The 23,327-nt window shown below is 59.5% G+C and carries 24 protein-coding genes and 1 other annotated feature; of the genes, 10 read left to right on the top strand and 14 right to left on the bottom strand.

The genetic code is table 11. The features are described 5' to 3' along the window. Positions 1 to 6 precede the first annotated feature (6 nt). The 3 genes from dnaX to EKL15_RS08200 form a co-directional block, all read right to left on the bottom strand. Positions 7 to 1,965 carry a DNA polymerase III subunit gamma/tau gene (gene dnaX / locus EKL15_RS08210; protein WP_060423453.1) on the bottom strand — a complete coding sequence of 653 codons (1,959 nt, stop codon included), beginning with the start codon at positions 1,963 to 1,965 and terminating at the stop codon, positions 7 to 9. Further along, positions 610 to 674: a sequence feature (DnaX frameshifting element), on the bottom strand. Its footprint overlaps the gene before it by 65 nt. A 92-nt stretch (positions 1,966 to 2,057) precedes the next feature. Then, positions 2,058 to 2,609: an adenine phosphoribosyltransferase gene (gene apt, locus EKL15_RS08205; protein ID WP_019454166.1), complete on the bottom strand. Its 552-nt coding sequence runs from the start codon at positions 2,607 to 2,609 to the stop codon at positions 2,058 to 2,060. A 278-nt stretch (positions 2,610 to 2,887) separates the two neighbouring features. Continuing rightward, a complete protein-coding gene (locus tag EKL15_RS08200) occupies positions 2,888 to 3,268 on the bottom strand; it encodes a DUF454 family protein (RefSeq protein ID WP_203089216.1) in 381 nt (126 codons plus the stop codon). A 134-nt stretch (positions 3,269 to 3,402) separates the two neighbouring features. Between EKL15_RS08200 and priC the strand changes: the two genes are divergently transcribed. Together priC and rsmS are read left to right on the top strand one after the other, a co-directional pair. Then, positions 3,403 to 3,939 carry a primosomal replication protein PriC gene (gene priC / locus EKL15_RS08195; protein WP_038875000.1) on the top strand — a complete coding sequence of 179 codons (537 nt, stop codon included), beginning with the start codon at positions 3,403 to 3,405 and terminating at the stop codon, positions 3,937 to 3,939. Positions 3,940 to 4,047: 108 nt separating this feature from the next. Continuing rightward, positions 4,048 to 4,227, top strand: a complete 180-nt coding sequence (rsmS, locus tag EKL15_RS08190) for a pleiotropic regulatory protein RsmS (RefSeq protein WP_016928837.1) — start codon at positions 4,048 to 4,050, stop codon at positions 4,225 to 4,227. Positions 4,228 to 4,268: 41 nt separating this feature from the next. Here rsmS and mscK read toward each other — a convergent pair whose 3' ends face one another. The 3 genes from mscK to acrR form a co-directional block, all read right to left on the bottom strand. Next, complete coding sequence (gene mscK, locus EKL15_RS08185; protein WP_197827261.1) at positions 4,269 to 7,652, bottom strand: mechanosensitive channel MscK; 3,384 nt, start codon at positions 7,650 to 7,652, stop codon at positions 4,269 to 4,271. 100 nt (positions 7,653 to 7,752) lie between these two features. Then, positions 7,753 to 8,106, bottom strand: a complete 354-nt coding sequence (locus EKL15_RS08180) for a DsrE/DsrF/TusD sulfur relay family protein (RefSeq protein ID WP_033647269.1) — start codon at positions 8,104 to 8,106, stop codon at positions 7,753 to 7,755. An 11-nt stretch (positions 8,107 to 8,117) separates the two neighbouring features. Beyond that, the gene (acrR, locus tag EKL15_RS08175) at positions 8,118 to 8,792 is read right to left on the bottom strand and encodes a multidrug efflux transporter transcriptional repressor AcrR (RefSeq protein WP_049235198.1); all 675 of its coding nucleotides are present in this window, start codon (positions 8,790 to 8,792) and stop codon (positions 8,118 to 8,120) included. Between the two features lie 142 nt (positions 8,793 to 8,934). Between acrR and sdeX the strand changes: the two genes are divergently transcribed. The 4 genes from sdeX to ykgO all read left to right on the top strand — a co-directional run bounded on the left by sdeX (position 8,935) and on the right by ykgO (position 13,880). Then, positions 8,935 to 10,122, top strand: a complete 1,188-nt coding sequence (gene sdeX / locus EKL15_RS08170; RefSeq protein ID WP_203089213.1) for a multidrug efflux RND transporter periplasmic adaptor subunit SdeX — start codon at positions 8,935 to 8,937, stop codon at positions 10,120 to 10,122. 17 nt (positions 10,123 to 10,139) lie between these two features. Further along, on the top strand, positions 10,140 to 13,286 hold the full coding sequence (sdeY, locus tag EKL15_RS08165) for a multidrug efflux RND transporter permease subunit SdeY (RefSeq protein ID WP_060440562.1): 3,147 nt from the start codon (positions 10,140 to 10,142) through the stop codon (positions 13,284 to 13,286). 186 nt (positions 13,287 to 13,472) lie between these two features. Then, positions 13,473 to 13,727 (top strand): type B 50S ribosomal protein L31, encoded by a 255-nt coding sequence (locus EKL15_RS08160; protein WP_004940303.1) that lies wholly within the window; start codon positions 13,473 to 13,475, stop codon positions 13,725 to 13,727. A 12-nt stretch (positions 13,728 to 13,739) separates the two neighbouring features. Beyond that, positions 13,740 to 13,880 carry a type B 50S ribosomal protein L36 gene (gene ykgO / locus EKL15_RS08155; RefSeq protein WP_004940304.1) on the top strand — a complete coding sequence of 47 codons (141 nt, stop codon included), beginning with the start codon at positions 13,740 to 13,742 and terminating at the stop codon, positions 13,878 to 13,880. Positions 13,881 to 13,986: 106 nt separating this feature from the next. Here the strand turns inward: ykgO and EKL15_RS08150 are convergent, their stop codons facing one another. The 3 genes from EKL15_RS08150 to EKL15_RS08140 are packed head-to-tail and all read right to left on the bottom strand — an operon-like array spanning position 13,987 to position 16,458. Further along, positions 13,987 to 14,865 (bottom strand): metal ABC transporter substrate-binding protein, encoded by an 879-nt coding sequence (locus tag EKL15_RS08150; protein ID WP_060440563.1) that lies wholly within the window; start codon positions 14,863 to 14,865, stop codon positions 13,987 to 13,989. 25 nt (positions 14,866 to 14,890) lie between these two features. Then, positions 14,891 to 15,748 (bottom strand): metal ABC transporter permease, encoded by an 858-nt coding sequence (locus EKL15_RS08145; RefSeq protein WP_060440564.1) that lies wholly within the window; start codon positions 15,746 to 15,748, stop codon positions 14,891 to 14,893. Continuing rightward, complete coding sequence (locus EKL15_RS08140) at positions 15,745 to 16,458, bottom strand: metal ABC transporter ATP-binding protein (protein WP_060423430.1); 714 nt, start codon at positions 16,456 to 16,458, stop codon at positions 15,745 to 15,747. Before EKL15_RS08140 ends, EKL15_RS08145 begins: the two co-directional genes overlap by 4 nt. 414 nt (positions 16,459 to 16,872) lie before the next feature. Between EKL15_RS08140 and EKL15_RS08135 the strand changes: the two genes are divergently transcribed. The 3 genes from EKL15_RS08135 (at position 16,873) to EKL15_RS08125 (ending at position 18,007) form a co-directional block, all read left to right on the top strand. Next, on the top strand, positions 16,873 to 17,226 hold the full coding sequence (locus EKL15_RS08135; protein WP_100396209.1) for a hypothetical protein: 354 nt from the start codon (positions 16,873 to 16,875) through the stop codon (positions 17,224 to 17,226). A gap of 158 nt (positions 17,227 to 17,384) precedes the next feature. Next, on the top strand, positions 17,385 to 17,753 hold the full coding sequence (gene tomB / locus EKL15_RS08130; RefSeq protein ID WP_004940312.1) for an Hha toxicity modulator TomB: 369 nt from the start codon (positions 17,385 to 17,387) through the stop codon (positions 17,751 to 17,753). Positions 17,754 to 17,803: 50 nt separating this feature from the next. Further along, a complete protein-coding gene (locus EKL15_RS08125; protein WP_004940313.1) occupies positions 17,804 to 18,007 on the top strand; it encodes an HHA domain-containing protein in 204 nt (67 codons plus the stop codon). A 282-nt stretch (positions 18,008 to 18,289) separates the two neighbouring features. Here EKL15_RS08125 and EKL15_RS08120 read toward each other — a convergent pair whose 3' ends face one another. Beyond that, on the bottom strand, positions 18,290 to 18,808 hold the full coding sequence (locus EKL15_RS08120; RefSeq protein ID WP_047728667.1) for a cytochrome b: 519 nt from the start codon (positions 18,806 to 18,808) through the stop codon (positions 18,290 to 18,292). Positions 18,809 to 18,860: 52 nt separating this feature from the next. After that, the gene (gene gbpA / locus EKL15_RS08115; RefSeq protein ID WP_060440565.1) at positions 18,861 to 20,288 is read right to left on the bottom strand and encodes an N-acetylglucosamine-binding protein GbpA; all 1,428 of its coding nucleotides are present in this window, start codon (positions 20,286 to 20,288) and stop codon (positions 18,861 to 18,863) included. A gap of 252 nt (positions 20,289 to 20,540) precedes the next feature. Between gbpA and gspS the strand changes: the two genes are divergently transcribed. Continuing rightward, positions 20,541 to 20,903, top strand: coding sequence for a type II secretion system pilot lipoprotein GspS (gene gspS, locus EKL15_RS08110; protein ID WP_060423419.1), 363 nt, complete (start codon positions 20,541 to 20,543; stop codon positions 20,901 to 20,903). On the opposite strand, the gene EKL15_RS08105 is transcribed toward gspS, so the two are convergent. Genes EKL15_RS08105 through gspL form a run of 3 tightly spaced genes read right to left on the bottom strand, consistent with a single transcriptional unit; the run spans position 20,900 to position 23,324 of the window. After that, entirely contained in the window at positions 20,900 to 21,715 is an 816-nt protein-coding gene (locus EKL15_RS08105; protein WP_060423416.1) for an A24 family peptidase, read from the bottom strand. The two genes, gspS and EKL15_RS08105, sit on opposite strands and share 4 nt — an antisense overlap. 35 nt (positions 21,716 to 21,750) lie before the next feature. Next, a complete protein-coding gene (gene gspM / locus EKL15_RS08100; RefSeq protein WP_102984164.1) occupies positions 21,751 to 22,197 on the bottom strand; it encodes a type II secretion system protein GspM in 447 nt (148 codons plus the stop codon). Continuing rightward, on the bottom strand, positions 22,194 to 23,324 hold the full coding sequence (gspL, locus tag EKL15_RS08095) for a type II secretion system protein GspL (RefSeq protein WP_060423408.1): 1,131 nt from the start codon (positions 23,322 to 23,324) through the stop codon (positions 22,194 to 22,196). Before gspL ends, gspM begins: the two co-directional genes overlap by 4 nt. Positions 23,325 to 23,327 lie beyond the last annotated feature (3 nt).

Here is a 23,327-nt window from a genome sequence, read left to right as displayed (position 1 = left end):
CGGCGTTTAAAGGGGGCGGATACTCTCTTCATCCAGATCCGCGTCGAAGAACCGGCACAGCGTCTGAATATGGGTATCCGCAACGATGGACTGGCGCGCCTGCGCCAGCTTTTCTTCATAGATGGCTTGTCGCCACTCCAGCGGGGTGCGCTCCGCCGGATTATCGTCCTCTATCACGGTCAGCTCGATCGGGCTGCCGTACAGCTCACCGAGCGCTTCGGCCAACGTCTTCTGCGCCGAAGGCGAATTCAGATGACGCTGCGAAGACCGCAGATGGAGGCAAATCTTGCCCGCTTCCGGCTGCTGCTTGAAGGCGTTCAACGCCAGCTGCTGCACCAGTTTCGGGATCTTCAGCCTGTCGATTTCCGCCGCCCAGGCGTCGCGCTCCAGCGACTCCACCACCAGCTTGGCGGCCAGCTCCGGCGTTTTCTCGTGCTCCAACGCCGTGCGCAGCGCTTTCGGCGTCGCCAGCGGTTCCGGCGCCGCTTCCGGCTCGGTCTGCGCGCGCCAGCGATAGGCTTCCGGCTTGGCCGGTTTTTCCGGCACCTTCTTCTCTGCCAGACGCTGCTGGCTACGCTCGGTCACGGAAGCCAAACGCCCCAGCGCCGAGTTTGCCGGCCGCGCTATTCCTGGCGCCGCCGGCTCATTCTTTTTTGGTGTGGATGCTCCCTGCTGCCGCTGCAGCTGGGACCGCGCTTTCAACAGCTGGGCGGTGGCATCCGGTAATGGGGTCGATGATTGTCGCGGTGGCGCGGCCGGCTGCCCTAGCGGCGGCGGCGCGTCCTGAAACTGCGGTGGCTGTTGCGCTGCGGCGGCCTGCGGCTGCGCCATCGGTGCCGGCGCGGTCTGCACCAACGCCACCGGCTCCGGGATCACCGCTTTCGGGTGAAACGCCAGCGCGCGCAGCAGGGTCATCTCAACCCCCATGCGGCGATCCGGCGCATAGGCCAGCTCTTTGCGGCCCACCAGCAGCGTCTGGTAGTAAAGTTGCACATCGGCCGGCGGCAAAGTGCGCGCCAGCTCGCGCAGCCGTTGTTCCACGGCCGCGTAGTGGTTGTCGAGCATCGAAGGCAGCAGCTGCACCATCGCAATGCGGTGCAGCAGCGCCAGCGTCTCCACCAGCAGGTTTTCCCAGTCCACGCCGCGCGAAGCGGCCTGCGCGACCTGCGCCATCACCTTTTCGCCGTCGGCGCTGACCAGCGCTTCGAGGATCGCCAGCGGCTGCTCGTCATCGAGCGTGCCGAGCATCTGGCTGACGGTGGCGGCGGTCACCTGCCCCTGCCCCATAGCGATCGCCTGATCGGTCAGGCTCAGCGCATCGCGCATGCTGCCGTCGGCGGCGCGCGCCAGCAGCTGCAGCGCGCGAGCGTCGCTGGTGATCTGCTCCGCCGTCAGCACCGTTTCCAGCTGCTGGCGGATCTGATCGACATCCAGCGCCTTGAGGTGGAACTGCAGGCAGCGCGAGAGAATGGTCACCGGCAGCTTTTGCGGATCGGTGGTGGCCAACAGGAATTTGACGTGCGGCGGCGGCTCTTCCAGCGTCTTCAGCAACGCGTTGAAGCTGTGGCGCGAGAGCATGTGCACTTCGTCGATCAGGTAGACCTTGAAGCGGCCGCGCGCCGGCGCGTACTGGACGTTGTCCAGCAGATCGCGGGTATCTTCCACCTTGGTTCGGGAAGCGGCATCGATCTCGATCAGATCGACGAAGCGCCCCTGCTCGATCTCGCGGCAGTTGTCGCATTGGCCGCACGGCGTGGCGGTGATGCCGGTTTCACAGTTCAGGCCTTTGGCCAGCAGGCGCGCGATGGTGGTTTTCCCCACGCCGCGGGTGCCCGAGAACAGATAGGCGTGATGGATCCGCCCCAGCGAGAGGCCGTTGGCCAGCGCGGTCAGGACATGTTCCTGGCCGACCACGTCTGCGAACGTTTGAGGGCGCCACTTACGGGCGAGAACCTGATAGCTCATTAATACCGGAGAAGTCGAGGAATCTGGAGGGTCATGCTAACACAGCCCCGCGGCGATCCGCGAGGCCGTTGTGCCCAAGGGGCGATGCCGCCTCAATGGCCGGCGAAGTCCACCAGGCAGTAGCAGTCGATGCCCAGCTTGTTCAGACGCGCTTCCCCGCCCAGATCCGGCAGGTTGATGATGAACGCGGCATCTTTCACTTCACCGCCCAGGCGGCGGATCAGTTTGGTGGTCGCTTCGATGGTGCCGCCGGTCGCCAGCAGATCGTCCACCACCAGCACTTTGTCACCCGCGGTGATGGCGTCGGTGTGGATCTCCAGCTTGTCGGTGCCGTACTCCAGCTCATAGCTTTCGCTGAGCGTGGCGCGCGGCAGTTTGCCCGGTTTGCGTACCGGCACGAAACCGACGCCCAATGCCAGCGCGACGGGCGCGCCGAACAGGAAACCACGCGCTTCGGTACCCACCACCTTGGTCACGCCCGCTTCGCGATAGCGCTCAACCAGCAGCTCAATGCTGGCGGCGTAGGCCAACGGGTTTTCCAGCAGGCTGGTCACGTCGCGGAACAGGATGCCCGGCTTCGGATAATCCGGGATGGTTTTGATACTGTCTTTAATAAACTGAAGCTGCTGCGCAGTAGCGGTCATAATTGTTGCCTGATAAAACTGCCTGAAAACCGGCGCGCCGCTCACCCACCGCCCCCGGGTGAAACACACCGGAGAAGAAATGGCAGGCGATCCGCGCACGAAAACGCCCAAATCTATGCAAACTGGCGGACAAATGCAACTCTCCCCTGCATCTTTCAACCCGCAGCGTTGTTGACTGCGCGCATTCCCCCCGGTCACTTACCTAAGTAAGCTCCCGGGGATGCCTGCGTTTGTCGCCTGGCTGCGGCTTGAAAGCTATTGGGGAGTTTAAGGCACAATCAGCGCTGTTTTTGTTGCGACAGGTCAATAACCGGCAGGCGCAGCATAAAGGTCAGCAAAATGGCCAGCATCAGCAACAACAGCCCGCGCACCCACCAGATTTTCACCAGCCACAGCGAACAGGTGAAGGTGAGCACGATCACCAGCACCGCCTTCCACTTCGCCCCCGGCGGCAGCGCGCGATGCTGCTGCCAGTGGCGCAGGTAGGGGCCGAACCAGGAGCGGTGCAGCAGCCAGTGATGAAAGCGCGGCGAAGAGCGGGCGAAGCACCAGGCGGCCAACAGCAGGAACGGCGTGGTCGGCAGCAGCGGCAGTACCACGCCCAACGTCGCCAGCACCACCGCCAGCCAGCCTAAAATGATCAATAACCCACGCGTCATGCGGCTCTTCGCTCCTCAATCGGTTGCCGCCTACTGTAGCATCGGCGCCGCGCCGGCGGAATATGCGTGCGGCGCTTGTTTCACGGCAGGATCGCGGGCAAGCTTACGCCTGTTGAAATCAAGAGGGAGCTTATGTGAGCACTCAGCGTCTATTACAGGTGTTGGCACAGCAGATCGCGGCGCTGGCGGCCGAAGTGACCCCGCGCGGCGATGTGCCAATCCCGCAGGCGCGCTTCGACGCCGCCCTGTTCGCCAATCGCGGCACGCGGCTGCGCGACTACCTGGCCGAGGTGGAGAAGAATTTCGCCCAGCTGCAAAGCGCCGCCAACGACAGCCGCACCAGCCAGGTGGCCTTTCTGGCCGAAAAACTGGTGGCTCAGATCGCCGCCCTGCAGCGCGAGCTGGCAACCCAGGCGCTGCGGCGCAAGAACCAGCCGAAAGAAGCCCCCGAGGCCGATCTGTACCACAAGCTGGCAGAGCATCAGGACTACGAACGCCGGCTGATCGGTATGATTCAGGATCGGGAAAGCCTGCTGGGGCGCCAGACCACGCTGGCGGCGCAGCAAAAGCTGCAGCACGAGCTGGCGGCGCTGGAGGGGAGACTGATGCGCTGCCGCCAGGCGCTGGCGCGCATCGAACGCAATATCGAGCGCAAAGAAAACGGTTTTTGAAGATTTATCACAATATTTTAATGATTATTCCCGGTTGCGCGCCGGGTTCACTATACTCTGCCGGTACACGAGTTATTCATCCCATTAATTAATAAAAGCGCAGGTGCTATGTCTCTGGAAAACGCGTCACCCGAACTGCAGCTGGCAGTAGACTTGATTTACCTGCTGGAGTGCAACGAGATCGATCCGGCTACCGCGCTGGCGGCGCTGGATATCGTCAAACGGGACTATCAGGAAAAGCTGCAGCGCGCCGGCGTCACCTCTCCCTATCTGCCTGCCGGGCAGTAACCCGGGACAGCACCGCTGTCCCTATCGTTTTTCAACGCTTATCAGCCCGCCGTCTGGCCGCCGTCATCCGGCGACAGCGTTCTTTTCACTTCCTGCACTTCGTTGCCCTGCTGGTTATGCAGATACACCTCCAGCTGGTTGAAAGCGATGTCGATGTCGTTTTCCCGACACAAACGATCGATTGAGCGGTTCAGCTCGTCCACGGTGTAGCTGCGATCGCGCAGTTCGCGCACATACAGCCGCAGCTCGTGATCCAGCGTGCTGGCGCCGAAGTTGAGGAAGAACACCTGCGGTTCGGGATCGGTCATCACCCGCGGGTTGTCATGCGCCGCCTGCAGCAGCACCTTTTTCACCTTGTCGAGATCGGAACCGTAAGCCACGCCCACCTTGATCAGCACGCGGGTGATGGTGTCGGACAGTGACCAGTTGATCAACCGCTCGGTGACGAACGCCTTGTTCGGAATGATCACCTCTTTGCGATCGAAGTCGGTAATGGTGGTGGCGCGAATGCGGATCTTGCTGACCGAACCGGAGAAGGTGCCGATGGTGATAGTATCGCCGATGCGGATCGGGCGTTCGAACAGAATGATCAGGCCGGAGACGAAGTTGGCGAAGATTTCCTGCAGGCCGAAGCCCAGCCCGACCGTCAGACCGGCGGCCAGCCATTGCAGTTTGTCCCAGGAGACGCCCAGCGATCCCAGCGCAACCACGGCGCCCACGGCGGTGATCAGGTAAGTGAGCACGGTGGTGATGGCATAGGATGCCCCTTGCCGCAGCTGCAGCCGCGACAGCACCACCACCTCCAGCAAACCGGGCAGGTTGCGGGTGAGCACGTAGGCGACGATCACCGCGGCGATCGCCACCATCATGTTGCCCAGCGTCACCGCCTGCGACACGCTGCTGCCCGCCACGGTGCTGGTGTAATGCCACAGCGTGATGCTGTCCAGGTAAGCGATGACCGTCACCAGATCCGACCAAATGGCGTAGAAGGCGCTGGCGAAGATAGCAAACAGCACCAGGGTGGTCAGGCGCAGCGACTGCTGGTTGATCTGATCGAGCGCCAGCGGCGGCTCTTCCACCACGGCTTCACCGCCTTCGGCCCCCTCCTTCGCCACGTTTTGCCGCCGCGCCAACGCGCGCCGGTAGGCCAGACGCCGCGCCGCCACGCTCAGGCCGCGCAGCGCGGTCAGGTACACGATATTCCACAGGAAGAACAGATACAGGCTGTCTATCCAACGGCTGGCCAGCCGCAGCGTGGTATAGAAGTAGCCGGCGAACATCAGCCCCAGCAGGATCAGCGGCGTGGCGGCGAGCGCGGTGACCACCACCAGCCGCACGGCGTGCGAGCCCTTTTCACGCCAGCTGTCGCGGCACAGCGGGAACACCAGCACCGTGAGCAGCGCCAGCGTCAACATCACCACGATCTGGCCGATGACGTCTTCCACCAGGCGCAGCGGCGCTTTTTCGCCCAAGACCGACCAGAAGATCAGCGGCTGCAGCGCCAGCCCCAGCCGCAGCGTCTGGCGGCGGTAATGTGCGCACAGGTTGGCGCCGAAGTTAAAATGCCGCTCGGCGATGCCGCCCGGTTTCAGCATGCGGTAGCTGAAACCGAATACCAGCCATGACAGCGCCAGCTGCTGCGACAGCGCCCAGATAAAGTCGCTGATGCCGAAGTCCGCGCGATACATCCAGAAACCGACGCCGAGCAGCAGCGCGGCGCCGGGCAACACCTTCAGCAAGGTCAGCGCGATGGCCTTCGGCGTATGCAGCTGGCCATCGCGTTTAAGCTGCCCCACGTCGTTGGCCAGCTTTTGCAGATGGCCGTCGATCAGCCGGTAGCGCCAGCGCAATAGCCCGATCGCCAGCAGCATCGGGATCAGGAACACCAGCGCATTCAAACCGCCCTGCAATAACTTGCCGCCATCGAATTTGATATCGAGCCCGGCGAGCTGATCGCGCACCGCCTCCGGCATCGCCTTCAGCCACGCCAGATCGACCGGCTTGTTGCTGTTGACCCAGAAAATCTGCTGGGTCAGCGTATCCTGCAACGAACCGTAGACGCTGGTCAGCTGCTGCTGGTTGATCTGCAGGTTGATCGATAATGACAGCTGGTTGCTGAGCTGCTTGTTCAGCTGATCCAGCAGCTCGCGGCGCATGTCGACAATTTCGTTCAGCGCATCGATCACTTCCGGGCCGGCCTTTTCCTTGCTTTCGGCCACCAGCTGATTGATGTAATCCTCCCCCTTGAACAGATCGTCGCGTTGCTGATTGATATCGAACTGCTCCAGCCGCAGATCGGCGATGCGCGTGTCTATATCCGCCAGCAGCGTGCCCTGCGGCAGGCTCTGCTGCTGCTGATACAGAATGCGCGACAGCACCAGGCTGCCCTTCAGAACCTGAATCTGCTCTTTCAGGTTACGTTCCGCCTGCAGACCGCGATCGAGCCAGTTTTTGACCCGAATATTCTGCTGGAACAGGGTGTTGCTCTCTTCGGTGGCGGCGATCAGCTGCTGGCTCAGCTGGCGGTTGACGTCCAGCTGCTTGCTGACCAACTGATCGTGCTGGATATCGGTGGCGTCTTCCGGGTTCTGCGCCTCTTTGGCGGTTTTTTCAGACAGCGTCAGGCGCTTGCTGTTGACGAGCTCCTGCAGCAGCTGCACCGACCGATCCAGCGCGTCGATATGCGCCGTGGTGTAATCGCGCTGTTTTTGCAGCAGATCTTGTAGCGTGGTATTGGCTTCCAGGCTCTTGCGCTGCAGCTCCAGCTGCGCGTTGAGCAGCGCCTGTTCGGTGTTCAGCATCACCTGCTGGCTGTTGCGCAGCGAATCTTGCCCCGGCGTCTGGCCGCTGAGCTGGCTGCGGATCTCCTGCAGACGCTGCGAAGCGGCGTACATGGTGCTCTGCACCCGTTCAGGCTGGGTTTGCAGCGACACCAGTTGGCTGTTGTAGGTGGAGAGGCTCTCCTGCGCGCTTTGCAGCTCGTCGAGCGTTTGATACAGCCGGCTTTCCAGCTGGCGCAGCGACAGCGGCAACAGCGCGGCGCGCGCGGCCGCGTTGTCCGTCGGCCGCTTCAGCGCATCCAGTTCGGCGGTGACCTGATTGAGCTTCGCCGGCGCCTGCTGCACCTGCTGTTTAAGCTGTGCGGCGTCCTGCCGGTTGCGCTCGATGGCGTCCAGCAGCTCCAGCGTACGGGTTAAATCCTGTTGGGAGAGCTTTTCGACCGGCGTCAGGGCTTTTTGCTTGTTCAGCGTTTCCAGCTGGCTTTGCACTTCGCTGCGCTGCGGCAGATCGCCGTTCAGCGCCGCCTGTGCCGGCAAGCAGCACGCAAAAATCAGGAAAAGAAGTGTCGCGGCGGCGATGCGCCGCCGGCATGCGCCGACAAACGTGAGCGGCGCCAGAGAAGGCAGAGTCAACCAGCGATGCATGATTTGGCTTCGGATCGGTAAAGAAGCCTGAAGATTATCACGATCGCCGGCGGGCAACGAACAACAAAAGCGTTGCCGGTGATGTCCCGTTGTCGCGAAATCAGAAAGTCAGCACTTTCTCCGCCGCCAGCGTCCACTGCGCCAGCTCGACCAGCGTGCCGATCGCTACGCCGTCCGCCAGCGGCAAGCGGCTGACGCCGCGCGCGTCGGCGCAGGTCTTGCACAGCTTGACCGGCACCTGCTGCGCGGTGAGGATCTCCAGCATCTGCTGCAGGTGATACCCTTCGTGCGGCTGCTGCCCGGCCAGCCCGGCCACCACCGCGTCGGACATCAGAAACAGCCGCAGGTCGAGGCTACTCTGCTGCTCTTTCATGGCAATGGCCAACCGCAGCGCATTGAACAAGGATTCATGGCCATAGGCGGCGCCATTGGCGATGAGAACGATGGATGACATGAAATCTCTCCTTATAAAGGAAGGCGGTCGGCGTCAGGCGTCGCCGCATCGGGTTTGAGGCGCAAGGTGGGGCAAAACTGCAGCATCTCCAGAAACGCATCCACCAGCGCTTCGGCTTCGGCCCGCAGATCGAAACTTTCCGGCATAAACAGCCAGTTTTCCATCAGGCCGGTGATATAACCGCGCAGGATGATCGCCGCACGGCGGGTATGTAAATCGGCGGGCAATTGCTCGTGGTGAATGCAGTTATACAGCACCGCTTCAATGCGTTCGTAGCCGGCGAGGTACAGCACCTTGCGCGAATCCAGCAGCGGCATCATTTCACCGACAAACTCGCATTTGTGGAATATAATTTCCATCAACGCCCGTCTACGGCCGTCTTCAACCGTAGACGTCAGAATGTAAATCAGAATTTCTCGGATAACCCGCAGTGGATTATCGGGAAACTTTGCCTGATACTCTGTTTCGAGCTGGTCAATTTTCGGCTCGGTAGATTCCCAAACTTCATTAAACAGGTCTACCTTATTCTTGAAGTGCCAGTAGATGGCTCCACGCGTAACCCCGGCAGCGGTGGCAATATCTGTCAGTGACGTTGCAGCAACGCCACGTTCAGAGAACTCTCTCACCGCAGCATCAAGGATTTGCTGTCGGGTTTCTTGCGCCTGCTGTTTGGTTTTTCGTGCCATGGCATTGTTATTTAGGGGGAGTGTGATTTACATACATTCGCGAATGTATGTACCATAGCACGCACATATAATTAACGCAGCAATGGGTTTTAAAGCTTGTGATCCATTGATCATTTTGAAATCGGACACTTGAGGTTTTTCTATGAACAAAAACAGAGGGTTAACGCCTCTGGCGGCCGTTCTGATGCTTTCAGGCAGCTTAGTGCTAACAGGATGTAACGATAAAGAAACCCAACAGCAAGGCGCCCACCAGCAGGCTCCTGAAGTGGGCGTGGTGACCTTGAAGGCCGAGCCTCTCAACATCACTACCGATCTTCCTGGCCGTACCGCTGCGTATCGTATCGCCGAAGTTCGCCCTCAGGTCAGCGGCATCATCCTGAAGCGCAATTTCGTTGAAGGCAGCGATATCAAGGCCGGGACGTCCCTGTACCAAATCGATCCCGCCACCTATCAGGCCAGCTACGACAGCGCAAAAGGCGATTTGGCCAAAGCACAGGCCAGCGCTTCCATCGCGCGCGTGACGGTAAACCGCTACAAGCCATTGCTGGGTACCAGCTACATCAGTAAGCAGGACTACGACAACGCCGTCTCCACGCTGCAGCAGGCGGATGCCGCCGTGGTGGCCGCCAAGGCCGCCGTGGAAACCGCGCGCATCAACCTGGCGTACACCAAGGTGACCTCCCCGATCTCCGGCCGCATCGGCAAATCCGCCGTGACCGAAGGCGCGCTGGTCAGCAACGGCCAGGCGACCGCCCTGTCTACCGTGCAACAGTTGGATCCGATGTATGTCGACGTCACCCAGTCGAGCACCGACTTCCTGCGCCTGAAGCAAGAACTGGCCAGCGGCGCGCTGAAGCAGGAAAACGGCAAGGCCAAGGTGAAACTGATGCTGGAAAACGGCGCTGAATACGCGCAGGAAGGCACGCTGGAATTCTCTGACGTCACCGTCGATGAGACCACCGGCTCCATCACCATTCGCGCCCTGTTCTCTAACCCGAACGATACGCTGTTGCCGGGCATGTTCGTGCGCGCCCGTCTGGACGAAGGCGTGCGCAGCGATGCGCTGCTGGTGCCTCAGCAAGGCGTTACCCGCAACCCGCGCGGCGACGCGACGGCGTTGGTGGTCGGGGCAGACGACAAAGTTGAGCTGCGTACGCTGAAGGCAGACCAGGCGATTGGCGACAAATGGCTGGTTACCGATGGCCTGAAAGCCGGCGATCGCGTGATCGTCTCCGGCCTGATGAAAGTGCATCCGGGCGCGCAGGTAAAAGTGCAGGAAGTTGACACTCAGGCGCAAAAACAGCCGCAGTCTGAAGCGCAGAAGTCATAAAAAGGAGCCTGTAATACATGGCTAAGTTCTTTATAGATCGCCCAATTTTCGCCTGGGTAATCGCCATCATCGTCATGTTGGCGGGGGTGCTTGCAATAATGAAACTGCCTATCGCGCAGTATCCCACTATTGCACCGCCGGCGGTGAGCATTTCCGCCAACTACCCGGGCGCAGATGCCAAAACGGTGCAGGATACCGTCACGCAGATTATCGAACAGAACATGAACGGTATCGATAACCTGATGTACATGTCCTCCACCAGTGATTCCTCTGGTAGCGTCACCATTACCCTGACGTTTGATTCCGGCACCGATCCTGACATCGCGCAGGTTCAGGTCCAGAACAAACTGTCGTTGGCCACCCCGTTGCTGCCGCAGGAAGTTCAGCAACAGGGCCTGAAAGTAGAAAAATCCAGCAGCAGCTTCCTGATGGTGGCCGGCTTCGTTTCCGACGATCCGAACATGACTCAGGACGATATTGCGGACTACGTGGCGTCCAACATCAAGGACCCGATCAGCCGTTCGTCCGGCGTGGGTGAAGTGCAGCTGTTCGGTGCCCAGTACGCGATGCGTATCTGGCTGGATCCGAACAAGCTGAACAACTACCAGCTGACGACCACGGACGTAACCTCCGCCATCACCGAGCAGAACAACCAGATCGCCGCTGGCCAGCTGGGCGGCCTGCCGCCGGTGCCGGGGCAGCAGTTGAACGCCTCGATCATCGCGCAGACCCGTCTGACTTCGCCGGAAGAGTTCGGCAAGATCCTGCTGAAGGTGAATACCGACGGTTCCCAGGTGCGCCTGCGCGACGTCGCTCACATCGAGCGCGGCGCGGAAAGCTACGCGGTTACCGCTCGCTATAACGGCAAGCCTGCCGCCGGTCTGGGTATCAAACTGGCTACCGGTGCCAACGCCCTGAACACCGCCAAAGGTGTGAAAGACGAGTTGGCCAAGATGGCGCCATTCTTCCCGCAAGGGATGAAAGTGGTTTATCCGTACGACACCACCCCGTTCGTTAAAATCTCCATCAACGAAGTGGTGAAAACGCTGATCGAAGCCATCATCCTGGTATTCCTGGTGATGTATCTGTTCCTGCAGAACTTCCGCGCGACGCTGATCCCAACCATCGCGGTGCCGGTGGTACTGCTGGGGACCTTTGCGATCCTTGCGGCGTTCGGCTTCTCGATAAACACCCTGACGATGTTCGGCATGGTGTTGGCGATCGGCCTGCTGGTGGATGACGCCATCGTGGTGGTGGAAAACGTCGAGCGCGTCATGTCCGAAGAGGGGCTGCCGCCGAAAGAAGCGACCCGTAAATCGATGGGCCAGATCCAGGGCGCGCTGGTGGGTATCGCCATGGTGCTGTCGGCAGTATTCGTGCCGATGGCGTTCTTCGGCGGTTCAACCGGCGCCATCTATCGCCAGTTCTCGATCACCATCGTGTCCGCGATGGCGCTGTCGGTGCTGGTGGCCTTGATCCTGACGCCGGCGCTGTGCGCCACCATGCTCAAACCGATCCCGAAAGGCGATCACGGGGTTAAAACAGGCTTCTTCGGCTGGTTTAACCGCATGTTCGAGAAGAGCACGCATCACTATACCGACAGCGTGGGCAACATCCTGCGCAGCACCGGCCGCTATCTGATCATCTACCTGCTGATCGTGGTTGGCATGGGCCTGCTGTTCCTGCGCCTGCCTTCCTCGTTCCTGCCGGACGAAGATCAGGGCATCCTGTTGACCATGGTGCAGCTGCCTGCCGGCGCCACCGAGTCCCGCACCAACAAAGTGCTGGAAGAAGTCTCCGACTACTTCCTGAACAAGGAAAAGGACAACGTGGTTTCGGTGTTTACCGTCGCGGGCTTCGGCTTCAACGGTAACGGCCAGAACAACGGCCTGGCATTCGTTAGCCTGAAAGACTGGGGCGAGCGTCCAGGGGCCGGGAACAAGGTCGAAGCGATCGCGGGCCGTGCCATGGGCGCGTTCTCGCAGATTAAAGAAGGCCTGGTGTTCCCGTTCAACCTGCCGGCGATTATCGAACTCGGTACCGCAACCGGCTTCGACTTCGAGCTGATTGACCAGGGCGGCCTGGGGCACGAAAAACTGACCGAAGCACGTAACCAGCTGTTGGGCATGGTTGCTCAACATCCGGACGTGCTGGTTGGCGTGCGCCCGAACGGCCTGGAAGATACGCCGCAGTTCAAACTGATCGTCGATCAGGAGAAAGCCAAGGCGCTGGGCGTCAGCATCACCACCATCAACAGCACGCTGAGCACCGCCCTGGGTGGTTCGTACGTCAACGACTTCATCGACCGCGGTCGTGTGAAGAAAGTGTACGTACAGGCCGAGGCGCCGTTCCGTATGCTGCCGGAAGACATCAACAAATGGTACGTGCGCGGTACGAGCGGCCAGATGGTGCCATTCTCCGCCTTCTCTTCGGCGAAATGGGAATACGGCTCACCGCGTCTGGAACGCTATAACGGCTTGCCGTCGATGGAAATTCTGGGCCAGGCCGCACCGGGCAAGAGTACCGGTGAAGCGATGAACCTGATGGAACAGCTGGCGTCCAAACTGCCAAGCGGCATCGGTTACGACTGGACCGGCATGTCCTATCAGGAACGTCTGTCGGGCAACCAGGCGCCGGCGCTGTACGCCATCTCGATTCTGGTGGTGTTCCTGTGTCTGGCGGCGCTGTATGAAAGCTGGTCCGTGCCGTTCTCGGTCATGCTGGTATTGCCGCTGGGGGTTATCGGTGCGTTGCTGGCCGCGACGATGCGCGGCATGAACAACGACGTGTACTTCCAGGTGGGGCTGCTGACCACCATAGGCCTGTCGGCGAAGAACGCCATCCTGATCGTGGAATTCGCCAAAGACCTGATGGAGAAAGAAGGCAAAGGCCTGATCGAAGCGACGTTGGAAGCGGTGCGTATGCGTCTGCGTCCAATCCTGATGACGTCTCTGGCCTTCATCCTCGGGGTTCTGCCGCTGGTTATCAGCAGCGGTGCAGGCTCCGGCGCACAGAACGCGGTAGGTACCGGCGTAATGGGCGGGATGATCACCGCCACCGTCTTGGCGATCTTCTTCGTACCGGTGTTCTTCGTGGTGGTTCGCCGCCGCTTCAGCAAGAAGAGCGAGGACCTGGAACACAGCCATCCGGTAGAGCACCACTGATCGCTCAGTGATGTAAGCTCCACCCGATAATCGAAAAGGCCGCGCATGCGGCCTTTTTCTTTTGCTTCAATTGCTTAATGCAAACCGTTCTCATTAATTCACTCTTGTGTGCAATTTGCGCTTGATCGCGATGCCAGGTCGGCGCATAATTATTGTTATAGTATAACATTACACGAGAGAGCCATTATGAAACCCGGCATCCACCCCGATTACCGCACCGTGGTGTTCCACGACGTCAGCGCCAATGCCTACTTCAAAGTGGGATCGACCATCAAAACCGATCGCACCATCGAACTGGACGGCGAAAGCTGGCCGTATGTCACCCTCGACGTCTCTTCCGCTTCGCACCCGTATTACACCGGCAAGCAGAAAGACTATTCCAAAGAAGGCAGCACGGCGCGCTTCCAGCAGCGCTTTGGCCGCTTTATCGGCAATAAGTAACAAGGAACCCCCATGCAGGTATTGAGTTCATTGCGTTCGGCGAAAAATCGCCACCCGGATTGCAAAGTCGTGCGTCGTCGTGGCCGCATCTATGTGATCTGTAAAAGCAATCCGCGATTCAAAGCGGTACAGGGACGTAAGAAAAAGCGTTAACTCCAAAGTGTCATCTGTCGCAAAGCCCCGTTGCTGCTCAACGGGGCTTTTTTTATGGCGAGAAAGTGCCTGCAGGCCGTCCCCCGCCGGCAGGCGGGGGCGGAGATTACTTCATGCTGTTCAGCAGCGCGTCGACATTGTGCTTGAACGCCTGCTCATAGGTGGCCGCCGGGCCGCCCGCGCGGGAGAGCGCTTCAGGGTACAGCTCGCCGCCCGCCTTGGCACCGGTGGCGGCGGCAATCTGTTTCACCAGCCGCGGATCGGTCTGATTTTCGATAAAGTAAGCGTTAACCTTTTCCTGCTTGATCTGTTTGATCAGGCCCGCCACGTCGCTGGCGCTGGCTTCTGCCTCAGTGGAAAATCCGACCGGGGCAAGGAAAGTGACGCCATACTCTTGCCCAAAGTAGCCAAAAGCATCATGGCTAGTCAGCACCTTACGTTTCTGTGGCGGTACTGCCGCGAACTGGGTTTTGGCCCACAGATCCAGCTTTTGCAGCTGCTGAATATAGTCGGCTCCGCGCTGACGAAAATAGTTGGCATCCTCGGGATCGGCGGCAATCAGGGCATTCATCACGTTGGTAGCGTACTGTACGCCGTTTTTCATGCTGTTCCAGGCGTGAGGATCGGTAATCGGTTTCCCGTCCTCTTCCATCTGACGAGTACTGATCCCCTGTGAAGCGGTGATCACCTGCCCTTTATAACCCGAGGCGCTGACCAGGCGATCAATCCACCCTTCCAGCCCCAGGCCGCTGACGAACACCACATCAGCCTGAGCCAGCTTCTTGCCGTCCTGCGGCGAGGGCTCGAAGCTGTGCGGATCACCATCCGGCCCCACCAGCGTGCTGACCTTGACGTGATCGCCGCCCACCTGTTTGACGATATCGCCCAGAATGGAAAAGCTGGCGACGGCGTCAACGGTCTTCGCCATCGCCCATGGGCTGGCCAGCAGAGCAGCGACCGCCAGCGATATAGGTAAACGTTTCATACTTTCTCCTTGCAAATGGCACTTCTCAACGGCGCACGAAGGCGCAAATGCCTCCGCGCGTTCCAAACAGGATCGAGACGAAAAAGATGACGCTGGCGCTGAGCACGATCGCCGGGCCGGCAGGCAGCGAAGCGTAATAGGACCACACCAGCCCAATCACGCTGGAAAGCGCGCCGATGCCCATCGCCGTCGCCAGCGTCTGCGGCAGATTGCGCGCCCAGAAGCGCGCGCTGGCGGCGGGCAACATCATCAGCCCCACCGACATTAAGGTGCCAAGGATCTGGAATCCCGCCACCAGATTGACCACCACCAGCGCCAGAAACAGGCCGTGGATCAGCGCCAAGCGGCGCGGCGCGTTGACGCGCAGAAAAGTCACGTCGAAGGATTCGATCACCAACGCACGATACAGCGCCGCCAGCGCCAGCAGCGAAACCGAGGCGATCGCACCGACCATCACCATGGCCTGTGCATCCACCGCCAGAATCGAACCGAACAGCACGTGCAGCAGATCCACGCTGGAACCGCGCAGCGAGACCAGCGTGACCCCCAGCGCCAACGACCCCAGATAGAACCCGGCAAAGCTGGCATCCTCTTTCAGCGGCGTGCGGCGGCTCACCAGGCCGGACAGCATCGCTACCGCCAGCCCGGCAATAAAGCCGCCCACGCCCATCGCCACCAGCGACATGCCGGAGATCAGATAGCCGATCGCCGCGCCCGGCAACACCGCGTGTGACAAGGCATCCCCTACCAGGCTCATGCGGCGCAGCAGCAGAAACACGCCCAGCGGGGCAGCGCTGAGCGACAACGCCAAGCACGCCATGAGCGCGCGGCGCATAAAACCGAAAGAGAGGAAAGGATCGATAAGCGCATGCCACAGCATCATGGCGACACCGCCCGCAGATCTGGCTGCCGTTCAGTGGCGTGATACCTCGGCACCTGCTCCAGCACTCGCTCGGCCGCGCCCCAGTGGCAAGCCTGCGGCGTCAGCAACAGCGCCTGCGGAAAATGCTCGGCAACCATCGACATATCGTGCAGCACGGCGATCACCGTTCTCCCCTGCCGGTGCAGCTGCGCAATCACCTGCAGCAAAATTTGCGTGGTGGCGCTGTCGATGCCGGTAAAAGGCTCATCCAGCAGGATCAGCGGCGCCTGTTGGACCAGCAGGCGTGCAAACAGCACTCGCTGCAGCTGGCCGCCGGACAGCTCGCCCACCGGGCTGTGCGCCAGCGCACTCATGCCAACGTTCGCCAGCGCCTCATTGACCTGGCTCGCCGCACGCTTGTTCATGCCGCCGAACATGCCGCTTTGTGGCCAACAGCCCATCGCCACCAGATCGCTCACCGCGATGGGGAACTGCCGATCCAGCTCCGCCTGCTGCGGTAAATACGCTCTGCGCGGTGGCTTTCCGCCGCTAAAACTCAGGCTGCCTCCCAACGGCGGCAACAATCCGGCGAAGGTTTTCAGCAGCGTCGATTTCCCTGCCCCGTTGACGCCCACCACCGCAGTGAGCGATCCGGCGGTAAACTGCCCGCTCAGCGGCGGGAAAAGCGGCGTGGCCCCATAGCCTATCGCCAGCTGACGCAAGGTAATCATGGCAGCGACACCGCCCAGAAAATGCCGAGCCACAGCAGGGCCAGCAGCGCAACGGCCCCCGCACAGCGCACGGCAGCGGAGGTGGTAAACAACGAATTCAGTGACGACGCGGCGTCATGTTGTGAAGAGGGAGTCAATGTCGTGATCAACGCGATGAATTAATGGTTATAATATAACATCACACTCACTGAGACGTCTCAAGCCCTGCCGTGCCAATTAATGCAACGGAACGTAACAGCCCCGCGCAGCGCGCTCTCCCCCGCCACGTCCCCCCTTATCAACCTCAGGGATATTCCCGTTCGACAGAACAGAAATGTTGGCATAGGGTAAAGAACTGCGGTAAATCGAAAAATTTACCGACGAGGCCGGAAAAGGAGTAAGATAAGCAGATAACATTGCTGTTGGCCGAGATTAATGCTTGTTACCCTTGCCTGTAGCCTGGAAGTGAACGCACTTTCTGTTAAAAAATTAAAGAAAGTGATTAATGACAATATAGCGAAGTTAGTGCCGGCGCTGACCAGCGGACTCAGTTTTTATTCTGAAAGCGCACGCTATGCCGAGGATTCATTAGAAATACTTGATATAGTGCCACAAGGTGACGGCGGTTATTCAATGAGTTATCGCTATAAGTGGGGCATTTTTAATGCCTGTCTGGATATCAACAGCGAGGATATCATCAACGACAGCGTCCGGTTTCGAGTGACGGCGCGGGGTTTAATCTTCGACATCATTGATAACTCACGTCCATCAACTGCGGATGAATTGTAAGTTTACGTAATAACTGCAGGCCAAACGCGAAAAAATGATTTATATTCATTTTACGGAAAGTTTATTTAACCACCGTTAAGCTGCCTCCGTTCATGATGTAAATCAGCTTACTCACATAGTGTTATCACACCGCAATTAAGACTTACGGAGGGGATGATATGGATGAGTATTCGCCTAAGCGACACGACATTGCTCAGCTCAAATTCTTGTGCGAAAATTTGTATGATGAAGGCATCGCGACCCTGGGAGACAGCCACCACGGGTGGGTCAACGATCCGACATCCTCCGTCAACCTGCAGCTTAATGAGTTGATCGAACATATCGCTTCGTTTGTGATGAGTTATAAAATTAAATACATGGACGAATCAGACCTGTCGGAGTTAGTCGAAGAATATCTCGACGATACTTATACGCTGTTCAGCAGCTACGGTATCAATGATTCCGACCTGCGCCGCTGGCAAAAGACCAAGGCGAGATTATTCAGAATGTTCTCAGGAGAGGACATCTGTACGACAATGAAAACTTAGGGGATAATTATTCCCGAGCTATTTTACGGTTATTAAACTAAAAGGCCACCATGACTAAAACCGACTATCTGATGCGTTTACGTAAATGCACCACGATTGATACTCTCGAACGTGTTATTGAGAAAAATAAGTACGAGCTTTCCGATGATGAACTGGAGCTGTTTTACTCAGCGGCCGATCACCGTCTGGCGGAGCTCACCATGAACAAACTGTATGACAAAATCCCCACCTCCGTTTGGAAATATGTCAGGTAATCAGACCCCAACGCGTTGAGCCGATGCTTTTATCGGCTTCAATGTCCACGTTGAATACGTATTTTTCCTATTGACAATGAAATGTTAATTACGTTCATCTTTATCGTTAATAATAAATAGACACACTTCTCTGTTCCTGTTCGGGGTATAACGCGATTAACGCGTGATGACTCTCGCCCCTGCTTTACGGCCACCAGCGTAACGGCCATGCCGCCAACTCCCCTATGCTCCTCGCGGCCACGCCGCCGCACTGCCTCCGGGCGGCGTGATCGCCCCGTAAAATCAGAGCATGCGGCGCAAAATCGCCTGCCGGGCAAAACAGTGGTGTTTAATCACCGCCGCGACGTGCAGCACGATCATGGCCGACAGCGCGATACACGCATAACGGTGCACGGCGAAAAAGAAGCGGTTAACGTCGAGATTTGCAATCGGGCGTGGGAAGTCAATCGCGCCGAAAACGGCAAAGCCGTGCTCCAGCATGAGGAATCCGCTGAGCAGCACTACGAAAATCAGCAGGTAGAATATTTCGTGCAGCAAATGCACCAATCCCTTCTGGTGCCCTTGCAACATATCGCCATAGGGCACCTTCGGCCGGAAAAAGCGCCAGATAAAGCGCGCCGCCATCAGCGGTGTCAGCACCAAGGCCAACGACATATTGGTCACGGAGAAAAAAGCGAAGATGCGCGCATCCGTCATAAAATGCAGCGAATAACCAACGATCATTACGTAGATCATGACCGCGGCAATGCCCCAATGCAGTAACCGACTGAAAAGATCGTAACGGGCAGGTTCGTGTGACATAAAACTCCTTGAAAAGCGGCCATCGCTGGCCGCTTGGCTATCCGATTTACGCTTACTTTTTCAGGATCCAGGCATCCTGCCAGTTGGATCCCACGCCCGGCTCATAATGAGTCGCGCCGCTGTTCCACTGCATGCAGTAACCGCTGTAAGGGAAAGGTTTGCACTGATACACCTTACCGTTCTTCGGCTGCAGCACCGTGGTGCCGGCGGTGTATTTACTCAGCTCGTTCGGGAAGACGAAGTTGTAGTCGCCGTTGCCGCCACCGCCGGTGGAGTCTGCTTCCAGGTTGAAGTTTTCGATATCAGGCTGAATGCTCTGCCCGTTGTCGTTGCTGGCGATCACTTTCAGCATGTGGTGGCCTTCGCTGACGTTGGTCAGCGCGATGGTCAGCGGCTGGCTGGCGTCTTCCAGCGTCGCTTTCACATAGCCTTTCTCCGTCTGGCCGTGATCGTAAACGCGCGCTTCAACCGTCAGCTTGCCTTTGACCTCGGCATTGAAGGTCAGTTGGGCTTTACCGTCCTTGATCTTGGTGCTGGACAGATTGCCGATGCGGATCTCCTCGGTAATGGCCGGCGTTTCTTCCTCATAGGAGATCACTACGCTCTTCATCGGGCTACCCTGCTTGGCGAAGACCGCGTTATTGCCGAATACCGGGTTGACGTTGCCTTTGCCGTCTTTCACTCCGGCGCGCACCGTTTTCTGCTCGACGTTGATCTTGGTTGCCAGTGCGTGGCTCCAGCGGTTTTTGTCGGTCAGCGCCTCGCTGTCGATCGCCAGCTCGGTTTTCATCGCCAGCACTTCGCCGCTCGCGTCGAAGAAGCGAGCGATCACTTTATCGCCAACCTGCAGGTTTTTACCGGTGAGGGATCCCTGCAGCTGCTTGCGCCATTCGGATACGACGCCGTCGTCCTCGAAGTTGACGTCAACCACCTGATAGAAACTGTTCACCGTGTCATTGATTTCCCACACGCCGTAAATCACCTGATAGCCGGTTCTCTCCGGCACCACGCACTGGTGCACTTCGCGATCTTTTGGCGCCTGAGCATGGCCATCAACCTCGCAGAACGGCTCTTTTTCGAAAGCCTCGCGCGACAGCGGCTTGTTCACGTCCCAGTCTTGTTTGGTGATGTAGTAACGCCAGTTATTGGTTTTGTGCTTGGCGGTGTGGTACCAGGTGAACGTCTGCGGCCCCGGCTTCATGGTGTTCAACGCCCAGACGTTGACGCCCTGGCGATCCAGCGGTTCGAAGCCATTAACCCCGCCGCTGGCCAGCTGGCCGTCGAGCGGCGTAGCGCCGCCAGGGAAGCCGGAAATCTGCTCAACGCTCTGCGGTTCCCACTGCGCCCGGCCGCAGTCGGTGTTGCTGCCCAGCTTGCACTTGTAGGCGCGGCTTTCGGGAACTTCGATATACCCATGCGACCAGGCGGCCGACGAGGCAGCAAGCGTTGCCATCATCAGGGCGATTTTGGATAATTTCATTACGACTCCAGTTAAATTTATTGGATTCCAACTGAGTGAGAAGAAACTCAAAGAGATGCGGCGATACCGCGAGAGGAATAATAAGTAGAAGCCCTGAACGCCAGGCACTTAGAATGCATTAAAATAATAAAACCTAATACGGCCAAGATATTAAATGGCATGACAAACGTTTAAAATAATCCGGAAATCGCGAAGCGCCGCCTTGCGGCGAAAGAAATAAGCGCACCGTTCCTATTCCACAGAGAGAATAACGTGACATTGAAAAATATCGCCGCAGCGGTCTTGGCCTCCCTGCTGCTCTCCGGCTGCCAGCACGCCGCCAAATCGGCCCCTGACGCCGCCGCCCAACGCGACCAGCTGTCGTCGCTGGTCGGCGCCGGCTTGTTTTTGAGAGAGCGTTGCAATCGCGCCGACATCCCGGCCGACGATAAGCTCACGGCGGCGGCGCTGCAGGAAGCAGAGAAAAAAGGGTGGTCGCCGGCGCTCAATCGCGCCCAGTTGCTTGCTGCAGGTCAACGCGTCGCCGCACAGCTGGCGGCCGACGCCACGCCGCTGCAGGAGAAGTGCAGCGAATTCAATCGGTCACTGGCGCCCTTTCTAGCCCAGCTCCGTTAGCCCCCCAGCGGCAGCGCAAACCATTGGCAGGCCACCGCGCCTGCGCCCGCCGTCGCCAGCCCCGGCCCGAAAGGCAGGGGCTGAGTTCCATCACCGCCGCGCCATACGCGCAACAACAGCCACAGCAGGCTGCCGGCGGAAGCAAACAGCAGGATCGACGGCAAAGCGGCATACCCGCCCCAGGCGCCAAGCGCCGCCAACAGTTTAAAATCGCCGTATCCCAGCCCCTCGCGGCCGGTCGCCAGACGAAATGCCCAATACAGCAGCCACAGCGTCAGATAGCCCGCCATCGCGCCGACCACCGCCGCCGGCAAAAAGGCCGGGTGCGCCAGGCAATGCCACAGCAACCCGCCCCACAACAGCGACAGCGTCAGGCAATCCGGCAGGAGTTGGCGCTCGCTGTCAATCGCCGCCAGCGCCAGCAACAACGCAACAAACGCCAGCATGAAAAACCAATCAACCCCGATGCCGAGACGCCAGGCCAGCATGATTCCCATCAGCATCAGAAATAACTCCACCAGTGGATAACGCACGGGAATAGGGCTGCGGCAATAACGACAGCGGCCACGCAACAGCAGCCAACTTAATAGCGGAATATTATCGAACGCCGATAATTGTTTTATGCATGACGGGCAAAATGAACGCGGCCAAACGAGATCAAATCGCTCGGCCTGCGTCGTTTCTATTTCACGCTCAAGCATGATAGGCAGCCGATAAACGACCACGTTAATAAAACTGCCGACGCACAGACTCAACACGGCGCTAAATAACAGCCAGTGTTCATCCGCCGCCGCGTTTAGGGCGAATAGCATGATTTTTCTGATTCCTGATGATTCGTTAGCGTGGGTTACATCGACGGCTGCGTCGTCACCTGCAGCCGGCTGACCTGCACGACGCCCGGCGCCTGCCCCGCGCGCTCCACGGTGAGCGCGAGCACGCGGATACCGTGCTCGCGCTGCAGGGCAGCCAGCCACGACAGCAGGCTTTCGAACGGCACAGGCGGCAGCCTCACCCGCATCTCCGCGTCACTTTCCGTCAGGTCGGCGAGCGGAATGCGGTACGCTTGCGCGCTCTGCCGCAGCCGCTCCGGCAGTTGCTCGCGCGCAGCGGCGCCCGGCGGCGAGCGAGCCTGCAGTTGCTGGATGACACGTGCCTGCCCCTGCAGCGCCGCCAGCTGTTGTGCGCTTTTCTGCGCCTGTGAAAACTGATACAGGCAATAGCCGCAGGCTACCAACAACAACAGGCTTAACAACACCGCCCGCCGCAACGCCTTATCGTGCCACCCGATATTCATCGCTCACCTCTCACCGTCAGGACCGCCTGGTTGGGTGCGCCGCCTTCGCTGAACGTCATGCTGACCTCGCCATCGTTAATCGGTGCCGGCAGCGGCACGTCGTTTCTGTTCACCGTCACCACCAGACGATCGTCGGCAGCGTCGAAAGCCAGCGCCTGCAGCTGCGGGGGCGCCCATAAAGCGAGTGCCCCGGCCGCGTAGGGCAGCAGCCTGAACAGCTGCGGCGCATTCAGGGCGTCTTGCATACGCCGCACCTGCGCTTTCGCCGCCTGTTCCGCAAACGCCGGCGCGGTCTGGCCAGGCAGCAGGCGCTGAGACAGTACCGCTATCCGGCTCTCGTTCTGCCGGGCCATCTGTTGGTGATGCAAACCGCCCACCAGCAGCGAACCACTGAGCAACAGCAGCGCGCAGACGGTCTTATCGGGCAGGCGACGCGGCCAGCGTACGCTCGGTTTGAAACGCCCCTGCAGCAGCGTGGCGGGGCTGCTCCAGGCCTCTTGCGCCAGTTGCCAGAGCGGATCCTCGTCAATGCGCGCCGCTTCCCAGCCCGCCGGAATCTCCCCGCCGCAGTGCAGACACCAATCCGGCGTCGGCAGCGGAGTGCAATCCCGCCAGGCATCGGGCAGCGACAAGCTCTGCCCATTCCCCGTTCGGATCAGCCAGCGATCGCGCCAGCGCAGCGCGCTGCATTGGCCCGGCAGCGGCAATGCCAGCACGTCGGGCAGCATTTTATCGGCGCGAATGCCGCAGGCGCTCAGGCGCTCGACCCAGCCCTGCATCTGCGCCAGCGCGACGCCGGCGAGGGTGAAATCACGCTGCGCCTTGCCCAGCACCGCCCAGTGCATCTGCTCGGTATCGGTCAACAGCCCGGCCTCGTGGGCGTAGGCCAGCGCCAGCGGCGTCGCCTGCCGGGCCTTGCCCTGGAATGTCGTTTGTCTCAGCACCACATGACGGGCAGGCACCAGTACCACGACTCGGCTGCCCTGCGCCATGGCCGCCAACTCGCCGCCGCCGTCGGTCAGCTCGAGGCGGGCGCCAAAGCGGCAGCGCGTCTCGCCGACGTGGCCCCAGCGCACATCGGCCATCGAGTCCTCGCTCAGCGCGATAAGCAGGATTGTGTTCGCCACCCT

This window comes from Serratia sp. 4542 (assembly GCF_016805595.1).
In the GTDB taxonomy this organism is placed as follows: Bacteria; Pseudomonadota; Gammaproteobacteria; order Enterobacterales; family Enterobacteriaceae; genus Serratia; species Serratia nevei.
The sequence above is the reverse complement of the archived record's forward strand: the minus strand, read 5'-3'. Positions and strand labels throughout refer to the sequence as shown.